Raw genomic sequence first — 19,051 nt, 5'->3', positions numbered from 1 at the left:
TCGACAATAAATTGTAAGTTGCGGCGTGTGCCGTTTGAAGCCTTGTTACCTCATTTCCTCAAACACGGATCCGTGCCTTGCAGCCGGTTCCCTATAGCGAGCCCCTCTTGCGTCTAAGCAGAATATAAATAAAATAAGGCGCTCCGATTAGCGCGGTAATGAGCCCTGCCGGAATCTCCAGCGGCGGATAAATGACCCGTCCGCCCAAGTCGGCTAGGGTGACCAGCAGCGCGCCCAAGAGCGCTGCAACCGGCAGCGAATACCGGCTGTCAGGGCCTGTCAGCATTCTGGCCAGCGGCGGAATGACGAGTCCTACAAAACCGATCGTTCCGGTGGCGGCTACGGCGCTGGCGGCAAGGCCTACTGCGGCGGCCAAGAGAATCAGCCTTACCAGCTGAATCCGCATCCCGAGCCCTTTGACCGTTTCTTCATCCAGCTGGAGGGCATTAAGACTGCCGACACTCAATCCGGCAACGATAAGGCCGGCAGCCGTCCAGGGCCATAACAGCTCTACATGCTGCCAGGAGCGGGCGTACAGGCTGCCTTTCAGCCAGACAAGCGCCTGGGATGAATCGAGAGCGTATTTCACGATCATATAAGTGATCAGCGCTTGGAATCCTGTCGAGATCGCCACGCCGGTCAGGGCCAGCCGCATCGGCTGGATACCGCCTTTCTGGTAGGCGGCCAGATAAACAATGACGGCGGCGATTAAAGCACCGGCAAAAGCAGCAGCCGGCAGCACCGATGCGCCCAGAGCCGGAAAAACGAGCAGCACAATGACGGCTGAGAGTCCTCCTCCGGCGGACACCCCGACAATTTCCGGGGAAGCGAGGGGATTGCGGGTAATGCCCTGAAGAATTGAACCTGATACAGCCATGTTCATGCCAACCAGCAGGGCTAGAACCAAGCGCGGCAGACGGTATTTCAGCACTAGCCAATCACCGCTGCTAAGTTCTTGAAGAATATCGGAAATCGGCGTATTGACAGCGCCGAACCGCAGACTTAACAAGGCCGAAGCCAGCAGAAGCACAATAAGGCCGGTCACCAGGCCGATAAAACGTCTGATCCTCACGGCCGCCCCCCCTTTTTGCGCCGCAATAAATAAAGAAAAAACGGCACGCCCAATAGTGCCGTGATAATCCCGACAGGGATGTCAGACGGATAAGACACCCACTGGGCGGCAAAATCAGCAAGGGAAAGCAGCAGCGCACCCATAACCGCTGACAGCGGAAGCAGCGCCTTATGGTTCACGCCGCCAATCCGCCGTGCCATATGCGGAACCATAAGACCTACAAAACCGATTGGCCCCGCAACGGCAACCGCACTTCCCGACAGCACAATCACGAGAAGCCCCAGTAAAATCCGGGTCCGCTGCACATGGATGCCCAAACCGGAGGCCACCTCGTCGCCCTGCTCCAGCACATTCATCCTGCCTGCCAAGAGGTAAGCGGCCCCAGCAGCCGGAATATCCAGCAGCCATACCAGATAGTTATCCCGCCATTCCGCTCCTGACAGCTTGCCGGCCATCCAGTACAAAATTTCGTTTAACTGCGTCTCAAACAGCAGGATGGTGCCGGTTGTGAGCGAACCCATGAAGGCACTGATCGCTACGCCTGCCAGCACCAGTCTCGAAGGGTCGCTCCCGCTGTATTTTGCGCTGTATGAGGCGATCAATAAGACCAGCAAACCGCAAATTCCTGCTCCGAGCAGGGCCGCCGGCACAACCACATCGGCCGAGTCCGCTCCTCCAATGGCCAGCAAGGCGATCACCGCACAGAAAGAGGCCCCCTGATTAAGGCCCATAATCTCTGGATCGGCAAGCTTATTGCGGGTCATCGCCTGCAGCAGGCAGCCGGCCACCGCCAGTGCCGCGCCAAGCGAAACAGCCAGCAGAAGGCGCGGAAGCCTAACCTGCCAGACCATATATCCAAGCAGTACATCCTCAGAACCGCCAGAAGGGAAAAAGAGCGGCCTCCAAGCGAGACCGCTTACCCGGTACGTTAAACTCAGGCCCGCCACCGCGAGCAGCAGCAGGCCCATCATCATAAATACATTTAACAACGAACCCCGCTGCCGGGGTTTCGTATGCTCCGGTTGCCGCATGCTGTCCATCTGCAAACTCTCCTTAAGGGAAATTCCTTTCTACGTAGACGCCTTACCTTATTTAGAAGCCGCTCCAGCGCTGAGGTTGGCAAGCGCCTCATCCATGATTTTGCTCGCGGCAATCGGTCCGCGTCCGCGTGACCAAAGGTTGCGGTCCACTTCGATCAGATGCTTTTCCTTCACTGCCTTCAAATCCTTGAACAGCGGGTTCGACTGCAGCTTGTCTGTCTTATCCCCGTAGACCATGATATAGTCCGGATTAATTTCATGGATGCGTTCAAGCGTCATTTTGGTTCCTTCGCCTTTCCCCTCCAAGTTGGAAACCTCGCCATTGTAGGCATAATTAAGACCGATGCGGCTCAGCAGCGAACCAACGAAGGAATCTTTCACCCAAACCGTAAATTCGTCATCAAAAAATCCGGCCACAATGATAGAAGGGCTGCCCGCAAGCTGCTGCTTGACCTGTTCCATCTTGGCATTCAAATCTGCTTCTACCTTATCCGCTTCCTGTTCTTTACCGACGATCTGGGCGATGCTATGTAAATTGGCGATGATCTGGTCATAACTTGCATCATCAAAAGCAATTGTTGGTCCAATATCCTCAAGCTCCTTACGGATCATACTGTGCCGGTCTACGCTGGCAACGATCAAATCCGGCTTCAGCGACTGGATGACCTCCAGATTCGGCGCTTTTCTTTCCCCTACGTCAGCTACCTCGGACTTTAACATCCCGTTCAGATATTCAGGGATTTTGGTTGTGCCAACGCCGGCGTTCCCTGCAGGCGTTATGCCCAGGCTGGTCAGCGTATCGATGAACGAGAAGTCCAGCGTTATGATTTTTTGCGGCGTTTCGGTTACCTTTAACGGGTTCCAAGCGTTCGTCACCTCAATCGGCGTGTTCCCGGCTGCCGCAGATCCAGTTCCGGTATTTGAGGCGTTTGAGGCGTTCGAGATATTTGAGCCGTTGTCAGGAGCCGCCGAGGCAACGGCTGAACCATTTGCCGCGTTACCCGCGTTGGCCCCGCCTGCCGTCTCTGCAGCATTCGTCTTATTGTTAGCGGAGCCGCAGCCGGTCACCACAAGACTTAACATGGATAGAAAAAGAATAAGGGTGAGGATATTTTTCTTCATCTCGATCTCCTTCGTAATTGTGAATGATTATTATTATCAATTAGAATTATAGTGGAGCACTTTTCCTTTTGCACCAGCCAGTTTGTAAAAGATAACGCCACCCAATTTTAAACGCCGGAGGCTGGTTCCCCTTCTCGGCCCTTTCTGCCTTTCTACTCTTTCTGATCCTTCTTGGTCCTTCTTGTTCCTTCTTAATGAGGCTTCCTTCGGGAGAGCCTGGTGTTCCAATAAGGTGTTTGTTAGGCTCCAGCCTCTTGTGATACGATGGGGGAAAATCTGACAGGACTTATAAAGCAGGTGTTTATTGTGTGGAAACCCGACCGCCGGAGTTCAACGCCAATCTATCTTCAGATTGCGGACCGGCTGCAGCATTTAATAGCCGAGGGGGAATATTCACCGGGAAGCCCTCTCCCCTCCGAAAGAAAGCTTGCTGAATTATTTGACGTGAACCGCAGTACGATTGTTCAGGCTTATACCGAACTTCGGGCGCATGGCCTCATTGAAAGCCGGCCCGGAAGCAAAACGAGAGTCAGTCTTCATCAGGGACGGGACCAAGGGGCTCTCCCGCCTGAGTGGCACCGTTATGCAGAAAACGGCGTTTTTCTGCCCAATGTCCCTTTTCTCCGGCATATCCGGGAAGCGCTTGCCCAGAATCCCTCTATCATCGATTTTGCCAGCGGCAAGCTGTCGCTGAATCTGTCGCCTGTGCAGGAGATTAATGAAATCATGAGGAACTGCGTTTATCAGCCCGAACCGGAAAATGACAGCCTCCTCGGTTTTCCTCCCCTGCGCAGAGCTTTGGCCGCCTTCCTTCAAAAATACAGAGGTATAAACGTCTCCCCCGACTCTATTCTCATTACAAGCGGTTCGCAGCAGGCCTTATACCTCATTACCCAATGCCTGCTGTCTCCCGGGGACGCTGTCGCCGTTGAAGCCCCGTCCTACACCTTGTCCTTATCCATGTTCCAATCCGCCGGACTGCGGATGTACAGGCTGCCGGTAGACGAGTATGGGGTACGGCCGGAAGGGCTTCGCACTTTGCAGAAGAAATACCGGATTCGGATGCTGTTCGTTAACCCTAACTTTCAGAATCCAACCGGGACACTGCTTCATGAGGAACGAAAAAAACTGCTGCTGGAGACCGCGGGCAAGCTCCGCCTGCCGATCGTCGAGGACGATCAGTTCAGTCTAACCGCTTATGGCCTGGACTCCCCGCCGCCGTTAAAAGCAGAAACAGATGCGGTGAGCACCCTGTACATCGGCTCATTCTCCAAAATCGCCGCCTCCGGCCTGCGAATCGGCTGGATCGTCGCCCCGGCTTCCGTGATCCGGCGGCTCTCCGATGCCAGACGGCAGATGGATCTTGGCTTCAGCGTGATTCCGCAGCAGATTGCGGCGAAGTTCATGGCCTCGCAGTATTTCGATCCTCATATGGACCGGCTGCGCCGGGAGCTGATTCTCAAGAGGGATACAACGGCCGAAGCGCTGCGGAAACATCTCGGCGATCTGGTCGAGTTCACCGTGCCGCAGGGCGGGCTGCATTTATGGTGCAGAATTTTGCCCGAAGTCAGCGACAGCCGGCTGCTGGACGAAGCACTCCGGCAGCGCGTCGCTTTTGTTCCCGGCAGCGTCTACGGTTCAGGTCCCGGGTACATGCGGCTCACCTACGCACGGCCCAATGCGGAGGACATCGAGCCGGGTATATCCCGGCTGGCCGCGGCGGTTCGGACGGCAGTTCGTGCTGCCGCAGAGTGATGGAACCATCGTAAGAGGTCCGCTTCCTTTCCCATCCGAAAAATCTATCAGGTTTATTAGTTAATACTTTCAGCAACCTTCTAGACAGCTATCACGTTAATTATTAAAATTCCAACTAATAGTCAGAGGGTAGAAAAAGAGGAGGGAAACATGAAATTTGGTGTAAGAATGCTAACAACGGGAGGCATAGGTTTGCTGGCCTTTCTGCTTGTGGTTTTGTTCGTCGAACTTCCCAGGACCGACCCATTCAGCTGGAGCGAATATGGGGCAAATCTGCGGGTATTATTGAACAATGTTTTTGTTCACCATACACTCGGATTGTCCCAATATCAAATCCCGGCCGAGCAGGATGCCCTGATGGCAGTTAAAAAAAGCTCCCTGGTCTTGATCAGCGCCCTTTTAATCGGTTATGTCCTTGGCCTGTTGAAAGGGATTCTCGATTACGGACTTAGTCAAATCAAACTCGGCTTCCTCGGAAACGGAAGCACCTGGCTGCTTCAGGCCATCCCCGATTTTATGATCCTGCTGTTATTTCAATGGTATATCCTGCACCACGGCAATAAAATCCGCTTTTTTGCGCCCGACGGCTGGACGGGTTACTGGATTCCGGTCGTCATCGCTTCGATCTACCCAGTCATGTACATTGCCCGCATTACGTTCACCTCCATTTCCGAGCAGGAAGGAGCGTTATACATTAAAACGGCTCATGCCAAAGGCCTTCCGGAGTGGCTGATTTTCGGAAAACATATTCTTTTAAATTCCATCGGCCGCGTACTTAACCATTTCACCCCTCTTGGCGTATATATCCTTTCGAGCCTTGTGCTGATCGAATACTTCCGGAACGTACTGGGTGCGGCGAACCGGATGCTGCTCAGCGTGGACTATATCAAAAAGGCTGGTTTCTCAGGCCCAAACTTCGAACCTAATGTCATCATCGGTATTGCTTTCTGCTTTATGATCATCATTTTGTTGTTCGATGTGGTCAGCTTTACGTCAAGAAAGTTTTTCGACCCGAGATCAGGACAAGAGGGGGGCGTTTAAAAATGCTGCGGAAAAATTATATATTCTGGGTCGGATGCGGCCTGCTTTCTCTCCTGCTTGGTATCGCCGTGCTGGGTCCCGTCTTGCCTTTCATCAACATGACTCCCATCCTTTCACGGGTGACCGAAAACGGCCACGTGACGATCCCCCCTTATCCCTATTCCCCCAAAAACTGGCTGGGCGTGGATAAATACGGGGTGGACAATCTGAGCCGGGTCGTTGTAGGGACTCGTGAAACTTTATTCATCGCCGGCTCAATCGCGATTCTCCGCTATGTTATCGGCATTCCTTTAGGGCTGCTGGCCCGAAAAAAGCGGGGGGTCCCGCAGCTTGTGTTATCGGTACTCAACAGAACTTTCTCTTATCTGCCCGCTTTGGTTGCCGCGGCCCTTTTCATGAGCCTTCCCTTGATTTATGGACGGGAGCTGCGGACATTTTGGATCGTCCTGTTCCTTGCCTTCATCGAAGTCGGACGGGTGGCTTACCTGGTCCAGCAGCAGAGCAGCAGCTTGTCCCGTGAGCCTTATATGGAAGCCGGTATCGCCCTGGGTTTAAATCCTTTGCGCCTCGCCAAAAGCTATTACATCCCCGGCCTCCTGCCCGAGATTATCGTCAATTTCTTCATCGATTTCGGGAAAGCGGTTCTTCTGATCGGACAGCTTGGCGTGCTTGGCATCTTCATCGCCCAGCGTTATTCCACTTGGGCAGGTCTGCTGAACACCAGTAACGACTGGGGTACGATGCTGGCCCAGCATATCTCCGAGATCAGCGTCAGCAGGTTCGGCTTTGTCATGATTCCGGCTGCGGCTATCCTTTTTGCATGCCTGACCCTTAACCTATTTGCGGAAGGGCTCCGGCAGGTGTTTAATCGGAGATTCCGCGTTTATCATTCCCGATAGAAGGATCAAGCGATCATCCCGCCTCAGGATCTCCGAAATGGCCGAATTCTCCAAAATCCAATGTATATAAAGACATTCATTAGCAAACGTTATGGATGTCACAAACATTGGAGGTGAAACTTGGTGAAAAAGAAATTAGCAGCCTTACTGTTAGCCGCAGTCGTTTCTGCCTTGATGGCGATTCCGGCCGGTGCCTATGGAACAAATGACGCAGTCAACGCCAACAACACAAATGGCAATATGCAAACCAATAATGTTAGAACCTATGCAGCGGATGGTAATAACCATACCGATTGGGGTTGGCTTGGACTTCTGGGATTACTTGGTTTGGCCGGACTCCGCAAAAGAAATACAGAGCGTTCCTAGTCGTTTTTGGTGGTCAATATGTAGTGCTCCATAGTAAAAGCCCGCTAACCTAATCAGGTCAGACGGGCTTTCTCCTTTTCGGGGACCGGGAAACCTTGAGGAGGGTCAATCACCTTCAGGGTGCCGCCGTTACAGCTTGGCGTTTGCCGCTGAAGATCCCCCAATCCACCCCAAGCGTCTCCAAAGCTTTGGCAAACGCGTTTTGATGCGCATTGTCGCGGACGATCAGGAAAGCCTGCGTTTCCCGGAAGGTTTTGTTGGCGCTCATTTCATAAATTCGGGACTTCTGCAGAACCCCTATGGATTCAAAAGCCGGGTTAGCCAGCAAATGACTGATCAGATTGCCGTTACTGTATACATAGCTCCCGTTCCAAGGATTACCGGCTGCGTCCACCGGCAAGAAGCTCTGGGCCCCTATAATAAAATGATGCGGGTTGACATGATTAATGGCTTCCTGAAGAGGAGCGCCGTTTGCACCGCCCTTTCCGGGCGCCTCTTCCCCGGAACCTGTAAATAACTGATTTATCGTATGCTGAACCAGCTCTACGTGATATGGATTAAAAGGTTGGCCCACTATGCCTGAGGGAAGCCGCTTAATGATTCTCTCCGAAATTCCGGAAAGCCGATTTCCTTTGCAAAAAAGCAAGTCTTCCGATCATTGATGAGCTATGCCTATGACACAGAAATTGGTATAATTTAGTTTGTACAACTGAACTTGGGTGGGAAGTATCGCCTCCGGATCGGAGGTGATGCTTATGCAATTTTCGTTTTCGGAAGTGACCATGCTCGGAACAAACGAAAATAACCCGCCCAGGTTAGAGGTCCAGGTACGGGTTATTTCCCACTTTTCTTGGAGGTATCCCATCCAAGTGTTGTACAGGGAGTCGGCGGCCACCGGCTCCTTTATTTATTGTTATCTTAGCATACCACGCCATATACCTCAATATGACGTGGTATGCAGCTATGCTGCGTGTTATTGCTCAGATAATAACAAAAGGAACGGTGATACCATCAAAACGATTAAAAATTGGATTGTCGTAGTTTTAGTTTTCTGGGGTATTTTTCAACTGCTATTTTATGTATTAAGGCAATGGATATTTGCATACCTAACTCTTCCATCCCCATATGAAAATATGATTCAGATGATCTGCCTGGTTGTTATTATTTTATTGTCGATCATTTTTGCTGTGCTTCTGGTTAGAGGCAATTCCAAGCATTAAAAACGCGGCCCTCCGAAATCCCGGAAAGCCGCGTTTTGACTGTCTTTCATGGAATGCTGGTGAAGGGACTCGAACCCCCGACCTACGCGTTACGAGTGCGTTGCTCTACCAACTGAGCTACACCAGCATAATTTAGAACAGCCGTATAAACAATTATATAGTTCCGGTATCCGATTTTCAACGGACAAACAAACCGGGACGCCCTCGAGTCGCAGGATCTAATTGAATCTATCCCCGGTTTTCATGCTTATTCTCCCGCTAGCGCCCCGTTTCTCCTGCTTGCTCACTTACTTAACTCTCCTGCTTACAGGTTTTACCGCTGCCTAATACCGCTTGCCCGTGCCTTCCCTTTTACAGCTTCTCCCGAACCGAACGCAGCTTCTGCTCGGAGGAGGATTCCTTGTCGCGCCGGTCGTCGATTTTGATCGAGGTCGACACCCGCTGCACCCCCTGCGCAAAAGGCGATTCATGCAAAGCCTGAATAGCCGCAAACACTTTATCCAGCGGCCCTTCGATAATCGTGCTCATGGATGTGAGCGTGAACTGAACACCATCCTGACTCTCCAGCACCCGCTGCATGTCCGCCACATAAGCGCTCAAGCTCGTCGAACCTGTCCCCACCGGAAGCACCGTTACCTCTGCAATTGCCATGCTTGATCACTCCTTCGTTCGTTGTTTGTCGCCTATATTGTAACAGTCCCCGTCCGAAATTACCAAAATCTCCACAATCAAATTTGCAAAAAATTCACATTTGCCCGCGGGCTAGTCAGGACAGGACGTCCGGGCCTCCAAACTCTTTAGTGTGACATATTTATCATTGCCGAACACTAGATGTTGTTGTATCATCGTCAGAAATCAACGATATGTAGTGGGGACAGAGGGGATCATCAGCCAACCACCATCCCAGCCATGAGCCTATCATCCGTTATTCCAAAGTGCCGCAACCCCGAGGCACCCACATAACACCGGCTGCTGCCGGTCATTTATGCTCCATCTTTCAAGCTGCATTTCAAACCAACTTTACAACCATTTTCGGAAGGGAGATACAAGCCAATATGGCACTACTTCAACCTACTTACGAAGCCAATGAACATCTGCTGCGTGAAATGATCGCGGTGGGAGAGGACATCATCGACAGCAAAGATCTGGATCTGATCCGGGAGAATGCGAACCTTAACGGGGAGAGCTTTTCCGGAAAAATGAGCAAGCTTGGCAGCGAATACGCCAAATGGTATGCCAAACATTTTATTATGCCGAAGTCTGTCGTCCGGGCAATCGAGGAGAACTATGTCTATGTCCATGATCTGGACCAATACGCGATCGGCACGACAAACTGCATTTTCATTCCGTTCGACAAGCTGCTAGGCGGCGGCTTTAACACCGGAAACGGCAGCGTCAGACCGCCGAATTCGATCATGACGGCCATGGCGCTGGTGGCGATTATTTTCCAATCCCAGCAAAATGCCCAATACGGCGGCGTCTCCGCCAGCAAAATCGACCACGACCTTGCGCCTTACGTGGCCAAGTCGTTCAGTAAATATTTTCGCAAAGGGGTGTTCTATTTCGAAGAGGAAGACGGCGCGGAGCCAAGCGACATCCACATGTCCAACTTTGAGCTGCAGCTCCGTTACCCGAAATCCTTCCGTTATGCCCTGAAAGAGACCGAAGCCGAAACGCTGCAGGGCGCGGAAAGCCTGATTCACAACCTGAACACCATGTCCAGCCGCGCAGGTGGGCAGATCCCCTTCACCAGCATTAACTACGGCACCTGCACATCGCCGGAGGGACAGATGGTCATCGACGCTCTGCTCACAGCGACTATGCAGGGACTGGGCAGCGGGGAGACGCCTATTTTCCCCATTCAGATCTTCAAATGCAAGCAGGGCGTCAACCAGTCGCCTAAAGATCCCAATTACGCGCTGTTCCTGAAAGCGGCCGAATGCTCGGCCAAACGGCTGTATCCAAACTTCGCCAACCTGGATGCGCCGCTGAACCTGCAGGTTTACGATCCATCCGATCCGGACTCTGAATTTGCGACGATGGGCTGCCGGACCCGGGTGCTCAGTGACCGCTTCGGACGGAACAAGCTCTCCGGCAAAGGCAATCTATCCTTTAACACCTTGAACCTGGTCAAGCTGGGCATCGAATACGGAACGGCGCTCGGCAAGCGGAAAAAAGCCGATGAACAAGGCTTCTACCACGCCCTCGATCATTACCTGGACATCGCGCTGGACGGCCTGCTGCACCGCTTCGATATCCAGCGCCGGCAGAAGGCGAAAGCCTCCGACTTCATGATGCGGGAAGGCGTCTGGGAAGGCGGCGAGCAGCTTGCTCCGGATGAACCGGTAGGCGATCTGCTGAAGCATGGCAGCCTGTCGCTGGGCTTCATCGGCGTTGCCGAATGCATGAAAGCCCTGTACGGCCGGCATCACGGCGAAGACGAGCAGGTGTTTGAGAAGGCCTTCCGGTTGATCGCTTATATGCGGGCCTATTGCGACCGGAAAAGCGATGAGCTTGATTTGAACATCACGCTGTTTGCTACTCCGGCCGAAGGGTTATCCGGCAAATTCACGAAACGCGACCGCCAGTATTACGGTTCTCTGCCCGGCATTACAGACCGGGAATATTACACGAATTCATTCCATATTCCGGTTTATTACGAAATCCAGGCCGCCCGGAAAATTCGGCTCGAGGCACGTTTCCATGACCTGTGCAATGCCGGGGCCATCTCCTACATCGAACTGAACGGCAATGCCCGCAGCAATCCGGCCGCTTTCCTGAGCATCGTGCAGTATGCGCTGTCCCAGCAGGTCAGCTACTTCAGCATCAACCATCCGATCGACCGCTGTTCGGCCTGCGGTTATGAAGGTATTATCGGCTCCGTCTGCCCGTCCTGCGGCAGCCATGAGGAAGACGTACACATCCGCCGCCTGCGCCGGGTGACCGGCTATTTGACAGGGGATTTCCAGACCCGGTTTAACAGCGCCAAGCAAGCCGAGGTGCGAGACCGGGTCAAACATACGCCATGAATTTATGCGGCTATTACCCGGAATCGATCAATGAAGGCGAAGGCCTGCGGGCATCGATTTTTATCAGCGGCTGCCGGCATCGGTGTAAAGGCTGCTTCAGCCCGGTCACGTGGAATTTCAATTATGGTGAGCCGTTTACCCTGCAGAGACAGAACGAAATCATCGGCGATATTGCCAGAAATCCGCTGCTCAGCGGCATCAGCCTGCTGGGCGGCGATCCCTTTTTCTCCGCTGCCGAAGTGAGCGAATTCCTGGACCGGCTGTACGCGCAGGCAGGGGCAGTTAATACCTGGATTTATACAGGTTACACCTACGAGGAGCTTACGGCAGACCCTTTGGCAGCCGAATATGCCCTGCTCCGCCGCTGTCACGTGCTGGTGGACGGACGTTTCGAAGAAGCGCTGCGGGATACCTCCCTCCGCTATTGCGGCAGCTCCAATCAAAGGCTAATCAACATCCCGGCCAGTCTGGCTTCCGGCAAGGTGGAACTTTGGGAGCCAACCGTCCGGTTTTGAAGGGCTGCATAGATCTCATAAGGCTTCACAAAAAAAACAGCGGCCCCGGTTTTCTGATCCGGGCCGCTGTTTTCCTTATTTTCTAAAACCATCCTCAAGCATTCCCCATACCTGCTCGAACTGGTCGTCGATCTCTGCTTCTACCCATTCATAAGCATGAGCCGGGTGGTGGAAACGTACGGTGGCCTGAAATAAAGCCACGGCCATTTTAGCCGGGTCCCCCTGCCGAATCTGGCCTTTGTCCATGCCGGTTTTAATTAAGGATGTTAAATGTCCGCAAAGCACGGAAATGTGCTCGGAGATCAGGTCAGCCGAAGCTTCCGTTACCTCTGCGTACATTTTGAACATTTCAGCATCGTGTTGGGAGAAATCCCGTTTCAGCTTTATCAGTCCTTTAATATAGGCTTTAAGCCGGTCAGGAATATAGGCCTCAGTTTCGGATTCGGATTCGGCTCCCACTTCCGCTCCCGCTCTGATTTCCTCCAACGGTTTGCTGATCATCTGCTCCAGCCAGCGCTCGGTGACCGCCTCCTTCAAAGCAGCTTTGGTGTCATAATGCCGGTACAGCGTACCATGGCTGACCCCCAGCAGTTTGGCTACATCCGTGACCGAGGTTTTGTCCGGTCCATATCTGCGTAATGCCGTCTCGGCGGCATCCAAAATTTCTGTTTTGGTCAATACAGCTGATTTCTTGTTCATAACTTCAGGAACACCTCCATGCATCACTCTGTTCTTATTATCGTAACACACCCTCCGTCTCTGTCAAATGACGAATTATAATTTTTGTTATTTATTAAAAAAGAAAAACAGGCCTCCCGCGGAGACCTGCTGCTATAAATATGGTCGGGGGCGCATAAGCTTCCTGCTCCTTGTTCCGGCCCCCGCTTATTATTTGCCGTCGAACAAGTCGCCCAGCCCGCCAAGCAGGCTGCCTTCCTCACGCCGGCCTCCGCCGAAACGTGAAGCGGACAGAATCCGGTCCGCCATCCGGTTAAACGGCAGCGATTGGATCCACACCTTGCCCGGCCCGCGCAGCGTGGCGAAAAATAAACCTTCGCCGCCAAACAGGGCGGACTTCACTCCTTTTACAAATTCGATGTCATAATCAACGCCAGACGTGAAAGCCACCAGGCAGCCGGTATCAAGGCGCAGCACCTCGCCCGGAGCCAGCTCCTTCTCCATCACGTAACCGCCCGAGTGGACAAACGCCAGGCCGTCTCCCTCAAGCTTCTGCATAATAAACCCTTCGCCGCCGAAAAAACCGGTTCCCAGCTTGCGCTGAAACTCAATGCCGATCGAGACGCCTTTGGCTGCGCACAGGAAGGAATCCTTTTGGCAGACGATTTTGCCGCCGTATCTCTGCAGATCAAGCGGGATGATTTTGCCGGGATAAGGAGCCGCAAACGTTACCGCCTGGCGGCCGCCGTATCCGCCGTGAGTAAAGATCGTCATAAACAGACTTTCTCCGGTCAGCAGCCGCCGGCCCGCGCCCATCAGCTTGCCGAACATGCCGCCCTGTCCGCTGCTGCCGCCGTCGCCGAACACGGTTTCCATCCGGACATCCGGATCCATCATCATAAAGCTGCCGGCTTCAGCCACTACGCTTTCTCCGGGATCAAGATGGATTTCCACGCACTGCATTTCTTCGCCAAGAATCACATAATCGATTTCGTGAGCACTCATTTGTACCTTCTCCTTTCTGTCCTAGGCCGATTTCCCCTCGTATTTTGCCACCTGCTGCAGAGAAACCATACCTCCTTGTTCCTAAGCCCGATGTTTATTTAAAAATTCCAGCATACGGCGGTAAACCAAAATTTCGTTACTCCGTTTGGAGAAGCCGTGTCCTTCATCTTCAAGCACCACGTATTCTACCTCGGTTCCCTGCTCCTTCAGCGCAGCTACGATCTGATCGGATTCGGCTTTGACGACACGCGGATCGTTGGCGCCCTGAATGACCAGCATCGGCTTCACCATCTGCTTCAAATAAGTGATCGGCGAATCCTTGGTCAAACGCTCCTTGTCGCGCACCGGATCGCCCAGCCAGCGTTCCATGATCGGCTTCCAGTCCTCCGGCACGGAATTGATAAACGTAAACAGGTTGCTCGGGCCAAAAATATCCACCGCCGCCCGGAAATACTCCGGATGACGGCCGGCCAGCAGCAGCGTCATGTAGCCGCCATAGCTGCCGCCGACCACAAAAAGCTTCTCCCGGCTGGAAATGCCCTGGTCAAACAGCCACTCCATGCCGGCAATGCAGTCCAGGCGCGGTCCTTCACCCCAGTCGCCTTCGACCATTTTGACAAATTCGGAGCCGTAGCCGGTGCTTCCCCGGAAGTTAGGCGCAAAGATGTTGTAGCCGTAGGCCAGAATAAACTGGAACATCGCCCGGAAAAACTTGCCCTCCGCCGCCTGAGGCCCGCCGTGAGGCCAGAAAATCGTATAGCCATTTGCCGCCTCAGGTTTCGCCTTGAACAGCAAAGCTTCGATTTCAAGCCCGTCAAAAGAAGGGTAGCGGACCACGTCCGGATACACCAAATCCTCCTGTGTGAGGCCGGTCACCCGGTTTTGCGTAAGCTCCGTCCATTTGTCATCCCCAACCGTATAACGGTAAATGTTAAACGGCTGAACCGCCCCGCGTCCCAGAATATAAACCGTGCCGGATTTCGCCACGACCGCTTTCTCTACCACGTCAACCGGCAGCTCAACCGGCTCGGCTTCTCCGCCTTCCAGAGGTTTCACATACATGCGGTTTTCGGTGCCCCGCTCCGTCCAGATGTACAAGCGATCAGATTCCTTGTGCCACTTGATATTGTTCACCGATTCGCCGCTGATTTGGCATACAATTTCAAATTCACGGCTGTTCAGGCTGTATTTCATCACGTAAGCATATTCGCTTTCAAAGTTGGTTATGTACACCAGCGTGCCGTTGTCGATAAACTCGAAACTGTGACTGACCTGCACGGCCTCAGGGTTCGGGGATAAATAAGTCTCTTCCCCGTCTTCCAGCACAAACGCCAGCTGGTGCGTGTTGGCATACATTTTGGTCAGGACAAACCTGCTCTCATCGGGACTGACCGCCGCCAGGAAGGTCGGTTTCTCTTTGCCCGCATACAGCAGCTTGTCTTCCCTGGTCTCAAGATGAAGCAGCCTGGAGTTCATAAAGTTTGGATTCTCCCGGGAAGTCACGTAATACAGCCGTTCGCCGTCTTCAGACAAATGCGTGATATAAAATTTATCCGACGGTTCGCCTTCGATCAGCTTCATCGGCTGCCCACCCTCCGGAGGGAGCGCGTACACATGGTAATTCTCATCCCCGTCCCGGTCAAAGCCGGCCAGTACAAAACGCCCCTTGGGATCGGCTTTGATGTCATTTACATTCTGGTTGTTGTAAGTCAGTGGAAAAGGATACGTATCCGGCAGGTTCATCCCCCATAAATTAGGTTTGCCGTTCAGGTTGCTGCTGAAAATCAGCCGCCGCTCATCCGGTGTTACCGTAAAATCCCGGATGACATAAGTTTGGAAAAACTGCTCCACATCCGGTTTTGGAAATTGAATCATTCCTTACCCCTCCCAGCATCATTTAAAAGAAATAGGATTTGGTTATTATCATAAGCGATCGGACCGGGAAAGTCGAAGGGAGAATGCCTTTCAGCCGGCGCAGGCTGTGCCGGAAGCCGTTAGACCTCGAAGCCGGAAGGCCTCCCGTTAATCACCCCTTCCTTGGCGGCTGCATACCCTATTCCATAGTAAAAACGCCCAGAAAGGAGTCCCCTTCTCACATGAATCCTAAATACCCTTATTTCGGGACTGAAACCGTCTGCAAGGAGCAGATTATATCTTTTCCTCCCCAGCACCAGGACCGGCAGCCAGGCATTGAAAGTAAAATGGTGCCTTTGCCGATCTGGGATAATCCGGACTACAAAGGCAGCGGCAAGCTGGAAGGAAAAGTCGCTTTGGTCACAGGCGGAGACAGCGGCATCGGACGCGCCACCTCCGTTGCTTTTGCCAAGGAAGGCGCAGACGTCGCCATCGCTTACCTGTACGAAAGATCCGACGCCTTGGTGACCAAACAGGCTATTGAACGGCTCGGACGCCGCTGCCTGCTGCTTGAAACCGATTTGCGCGTCAAATCCAACTGCGAGGAGGTCGTCCGCAGAACGCTGGCTACCTTCGGCAAACTTGATGTCCTCGTCAACAATCACGGGGTCCAATTCCCTCAAGACAGCATCGCCGATATTACCGATGAGCAGCTGTACCGGACTTACCAGACCAATATCCTGTCCTACTTCCATCTGGTGCAGGCCGCGCTGCCGGCTCTAAAGCCGGGTTCCTCCATCATCAATACCACTTCCGTTACGGCTTACAGGGGAGCTAAAGTCCTGGTCGACTATTCCTCGACCAAAGGGGCCGTCGTCAGCTTTACGCGTTCCCTCGCTCTCCAGCTCGTCGATAAGGGGATTCGCGTAAACGCGGTAGCCCCGGGTCCGATCTGGACGCCACTTATCGTATCCAGCTACGACGCCAATACCGTCAAAACCTTTGGCCTGGATTCCGCCATGAAACGGGCCGGCCAGCCGTATGAACTGGCTCCCGCTTACGTCTTCCTGGCCAGCGAGCTGTGCTCCTCCTTCGTAACGGGCGAAGTGCTGCACGTCAACGGCGGGCAGATGGTAACAACCTGATTGCTGTCAGTCACTTTAAGAGGAGCGCAGCAGCTGAGTCCTTATGTACAAAGAGATAAGCTAAGTGCGTAAGTGATGGATGCGTTAAAAGATTAATATTCTAAGAGATAGAGCCGTAAAATTAAAGACACTTTAGGGATAGATCTGTATCCTTAAAAACAAAGAGAGGCCAGGCGGAATTTCATCCGCAGGACCTCTCTTATCATTTCATTTAATTAATGTCGTTAACCATCGCTTTGCGCGTTGGACCTGATCGGTTTACAGCATCGGGCTAATGCCCGTTAACTGCTCGTTAACTGCTTGTTACCGTCCAAATCCAATTCGTCTATCGCAATTGTTACGGCTTTACGAAACGCAGAACCTCCGCCATCACTTGCTCAGCTGTATACACCTCGCTGACATCCTCGGCGCGGTTCTTGAACTCGACCAGACCTTCACCGGCCTGTTTGCCGACCGTTACACGGATTGGCATACCCATCAGATCGGCGTCCTTGAACTTCACGCCCGCACGTTCGTCGCGGTCATCGTACAGCACTTCGATGCCGGCAGCCTGAAGCTGCTCGTAAAGCTGCTCAGCCAGTTGGCGCTGCGCTTCATCTTTTGCAGAGATCTGGATGAGGTGAACATGGAACGGCGCAATGCTGACCGGCCATACCATGCTGCCGCCGTCCGAACGCTGCTCGGTAATAGCGGACAGAATCCGCGAAATGCCGATGCCGTAGCAGCCCATAATCATGGTCTGCGATTTGCCTTCCTGATCGAGGAACGTAGCGCCCAGCGCCTGGCTGTATTTGGTGCCCAGCTTGAACACGTGGCCTACTTCGATTCCGCGGTGGAATTGAAGCGGCTCGCCGCAGCGAGGACAAACATCGCCTTCGGTTGCGTTGCGCACGTCAGCCACTTTCGTGATCTTTACGTCACGGGTAGGAATAACATTTTTCAAATGGTAGTCCTTCTCGTTGGCACCCACGATCCAGCTGGCCACGTTCATGACTTCACGATCTGCGATCACCGTCACATCAAGGCCCACAGGGCTGGCAAAACCAGGCACGAAGCCGGCAGCCGTCACTTCTTCGCTTTCAGCCGGGCGGATGTCTTCAAATCCAAGCACGTCCTGCAGCTTCAGCTCGTTGACTTCATGATCGCCGCGGATTAATACAGCTACGATTTTGCCGTCGGCTACATAGATCATCGTCTTCACCAATTGATTCGCAGGTACGCCCAAAGCCTCGGACAGCTGTGCAATGGAGGCGGTACCCGGTGTGTGGATTTTCTCGAAGGCAGGCACTCCTTCATCATTCCGCGGAACTTCCGTAAAGCCGATTTCGGCTTTCTCCAGGTTCGCCGCATAATCGCAGGCCGTGCAGCTTACGATGGTGTCTTCGCCGATGTCGGCCAGCGCCATGAACTCATGGTTTTCGCCTTCGCCGCCAATGGAACCGGCATTAGCTTCTACTGCGCGGAAATCCAGACCTACGCGGGTAAAAATCCGGCTGTAGGCGTTATACATGTCTTTGTAGACCTTGTCCAGCCCTTCCCAGTTCACATCGAAGGAATAAGCATCCTTCATCATGAACTCGCGGCCGCGCAGCAGGCCGAAACGCGGACGGCGTTCGTCGCGGTATTTCGTCTGAATCTGATACAGATTCATAGGCAGCTTGCGGTAAGAGGTAACGTCATTGCGGACCAGCGTCGTAATGACTTCCTCATGGGTGGGTCCCAGGGCAAATTCACGGTCGTTGCGGTCTTTCAGGCGGATCAGTTCAGGGCCGTAAACATTGTAGCGGCCAGACTCCTGCCAGAGCTCGGCAGGCTGCATTGCAGGCATCAGCAGCTCCTGCGCGCCTGTGCGGTCCATTTCCTCGCGAACGATATTGGATACCTTTCTCAGCACTCTCCAGCCGAGCGGCAAATACGTATAAACCCCTGCCGCCAGCTGGCGGATGTAACCGCCGCGCAGCAGCAGCTTATGGCTGTTCGCCTCTGCGTCCCCTGGCGCTTCCCTTAACGTAGGGACCAATAATTTGTCTTGTCTCATCTCTGAATTCCTCCTTCTGAAAATAAAAAAGAACGCATCTCCCTAGGGACGAATGCGTTCGTGGTACCACCCTAATTCAAATGCCCGGCCATCAATCGGCCACCGGTTAACGGCAGAAGCATTTTCTCAAAATCCGGTAACGGGGATGAACCGGCGCACACACCGCTTAGATAGCAGGCGCAGCTCGCAAGTAGGGAGCATTAATCGTGTCGTAAAGCCTCTCAGCGATAACTGGCTTATTCTCTGAACGACCCGGCTTTAAAGCTCATGGC

The 19,051-nt window shown here is 53.2% G+C and carries 15 protein-coding genes, 1 tRNA gene and 1 pseudogene; 7 read left to right on the top strand and 10 right to left on the bottom strand.

The features are described 5' to 3' along the window. Positions 1 to 91: 91 nt before the first annotated feature. From CBE73_RS16290 to CBE73_RS16280, 3 genes are read right to left on the bottom strand one after another with little or no spacing between them, the layout of a single operon-like run. Entirely contained in the window at positions 92 to 1,072 is a 981-nt protein-coding gene (locus CBE73_RS16290; RefSeq protein WP_157739600.1) for a FecCD family ABC transporter permease, read from the bottom strand. Then, a complete protein-coding gene (locus CBE73_RS16285) occupies positions 1,069 to 2,112 on the bottom strand; it encodes a FecCD family ABC transporter permease (RefSeq protein ID WP_094095118.1) in 1,044 nt (347 codons plus the stop codon). The genes CBE73_RS16290 and CBE73_RS16285 overlap by 4 nt, the downstream gene beginning before the upstream one ends. A gap of 48 nt (positions 2,113 to 2,160) precedes the next feature. Continuing rightward, the gene (locus CBE73_RS16280) at positions 2,161 to 3,234 is read right to left on the bottom strand and encodes an ABC transporter substrate-binding protein (RefSeq protein WP_094095117.1); all 1,074 of its coding nucleotides are present in this window, start codon (positions 3,232 to 3,234) and stop codon (positions 2,161 to 2,163) included. A 264-nt stretch (positions 3,235 to 3,498) separates the two neighbouring features. On the opposite strand from CBE73_RS16280, the gene pdxR reads away from it, so the two are divergent. From pdxR to CBE73_RS16260, 4 genes are all read left to right on the top strand, one after another. Further along, positions 3,499 to 4,989 (top strand): MocR-like pyridoxine biosynthesis transcription factor PdxR, encoded by a 1,491-nt coding sequence (gene pdxR, locus CBE73_RS16275; RefSeq protein ID WP_244905499.1) that lies wholly within the window; start codon positions 3,499 to 3,501, stop codon positions 4,987 to 4,989. A 150-nt stretch (positions 4,990 to 5,139) separates the two neighbouring features. Next, positions 5,140 to 6,030 (top strand): ABC transporter permease subunit, encoded by an 891-nt coding sequence (locus CBE73_RS16270; RefSeq protein WP_094095116.1) that lies wholly within the window; start codon positions 5,140 to 5,142, stop codon positions 6,028 to 6,030. Between the two features lie 2 nt (positions 6,031 to 6,032). Continuing rightward, positions 6,033 to 6,929, top strand: coding sequence for an ABC transporter permease (locus CBE73_RS16265; protein WP_094095115.1), 897 nt, complete (start codon positions 6,033 to 6,035; stop codon positions 6,927 to 6,929). A 123-nt stretch (positions 6,930 to 7,052) separates the two neighbouring features. After that, positions 7,053 to 7,295 carry a WGxxGxxG family protein gene (locus tag CBE73_RS16260; RefSeq protein WP_094095114.1) on the top strand — a complete coding sequence of 81 codons (243 nt, stop codon included), beginning with the start codon at positions 7,053 to 7,055 and terminating at the stop codon, positions 7,293 to 7,295. 53 nt (positions 7,296 to 7,348) lie between these two features. On the opposite strand, the pseudogene CBE73_RS16255 reads toward CBE73_RS16260, so the two are convergent. From CBE73_RS16255 to CBE73_RS16240, 3 genes and pseudogenes are all read right to left on the bottom strand, one after another. Next, a pseudogene (locus CBE73_RS16255) lies at positions 7,349 to 7,845 on the bottom strand (manganese catalase family protein); the annotation flags it as partial. Positions 7,846 to 8,569: 724 nt separating this feature from the next. Further along, positions 8,570 to 8,642, bottom strand: a tRNA-Thr gene (locus CBE73_RS16245). A gap of 224 nt (positions 8,643 to 8,866) precedes the next feature. After that, positions 8,867 to 9,166 (bottom strand): MTH1187 family thiamine-binding protein, encoded by a 300-nt coding sequence (locus CBE73_RS16240; protein ID WP_094095112.1) that lies wholly within the window; start codon positions 9,164 to 9,166, stop codon positions 8,867 to 8,869. Between the two features lie 404 nt (positions 9,167 to 9,570). On the opposite strand from CBE73_RS16240, the gene CBE73_RS16235 reads away from it, so the two are divergent. Further along, complete coding sequence (locus CBE73_RS16235; RefSeq protein WP_094095111.1) at positions 9,571 to 11,544, top strand: anaerobic ribonucleoside triphosphate reductase; 1,974 nt, start codon at positions 9,571 to 9,573, stop codon at positions 11,542 to 11,544. Further along, complete coding sequence (gene nrdG / locus CBE73_RS16230; protein WP_094095110.1) at positions 11,541 to 12,059, top strand: anaerobic ribonucleoside-triphosphate reductase activating protein; 519 nt, start codon at positions 11,541 to 11,543, stop codon at positions 12,057 to 12,059. The genes CBE73_RS16235 and nrdG overlap by 4 nt, the downstream gene beginning before the upstream one ends. Before the next feature lie 75 nt (positions 12,060 to 12,134). Here nrdG and CBE73_RS16225 read toward each other — a convergent pair whose 3' ends face one another. The 3 genes from CBE73_RS16225 to CBE73_RS16215 all read right to left on the bottom strand — a co-directional run bounded on the left by CBE73_RS16225 (position 12,135) and on the right by CBE73_RS16215 (position 15,617). Continuing rightward, positions 12,135 to 12,758: a TetR/AcrR family transcriptional regulator gene (locus tag CBE73_RS16225; protein WP_094095109.1), complete on the bottom strand. Its 624-nt coding sequence runs from the start codon at positions 12,756 to 12,758 to the stop codon at positions 12,135 to 12,137. 189 nt (positions 12,759 to 12,947) lie between these two features. After that, positions 12,948 to 13,742 (bottom strand): TIGR00266 family protein, encoded by a 795-nt coding sequence (locus CBE73_RS16220; protein WP_094095108.1) that lies wholly within the window; start codon positions 13,740 to 13,742, stop codon positions 12,948 to 12,950. Between the two features lie 81 nt (positions 13,743 to 13,823). Then, positions 13,824 to 15,617: a S9 family peptidase gene (locus CBE73_RS16215; RefSeq protein ID WP_094095107.1), complete on the bottom strand. Its 1,794-nt coding sequence runs from the start codon at positions 15,615 to 15,617 to the stop codon at positions 13,824 to 13,826. A gap of 221 nt (positions 15,618 to 15,838) precedes the next feature. On the opposite strand from CBE73_RS16215, the gene CBE73_RS16210 reads away from it, so the two are divergent. Next, a complete protein-coding gene (locus CBE73_RS16210) occupies positions 15,839 to 16,741 on the top strand; it encodes an SDR family oxidoreductase (RefSeq protein ID WP_094095106.1) in 903 nt (300 codons plus the stop codon). A 337-nt stretch (positions 16,742 to 17,078) separates the two neighbouring features. Here the strand turns inward: CBE73_RS16210 and CBE73_RS16205 are convergent, their stop codons facing one another. Continuing rightward, a complete protein-coding gene (locus CBE73_RS16205) occupies positions 17,079 to 18,779 on the bottom strand; it encodes a proline--tRNA ligase (RefSeq protein ID WP_094095105.1) in 1,701 nt (566 codons plus the stop codon). Positions 18,780 to 19,051: the final 272 nt, after the last annotated feature.

It is taken from the genome of Paenibacillus physcomitrellae, from assembly GCF_002240225.1.
Lineage (GTDB): Bacteria > Bacillota > Bacilli > Paenibacillales > Paenibacillaceae > Fontibacillus > Fontibacillus physcomitrellae.
Note: the sequence above shows the minus strand (reverse complement) of the source record. Positions and strands in the feature narration are given on the sequence as shown.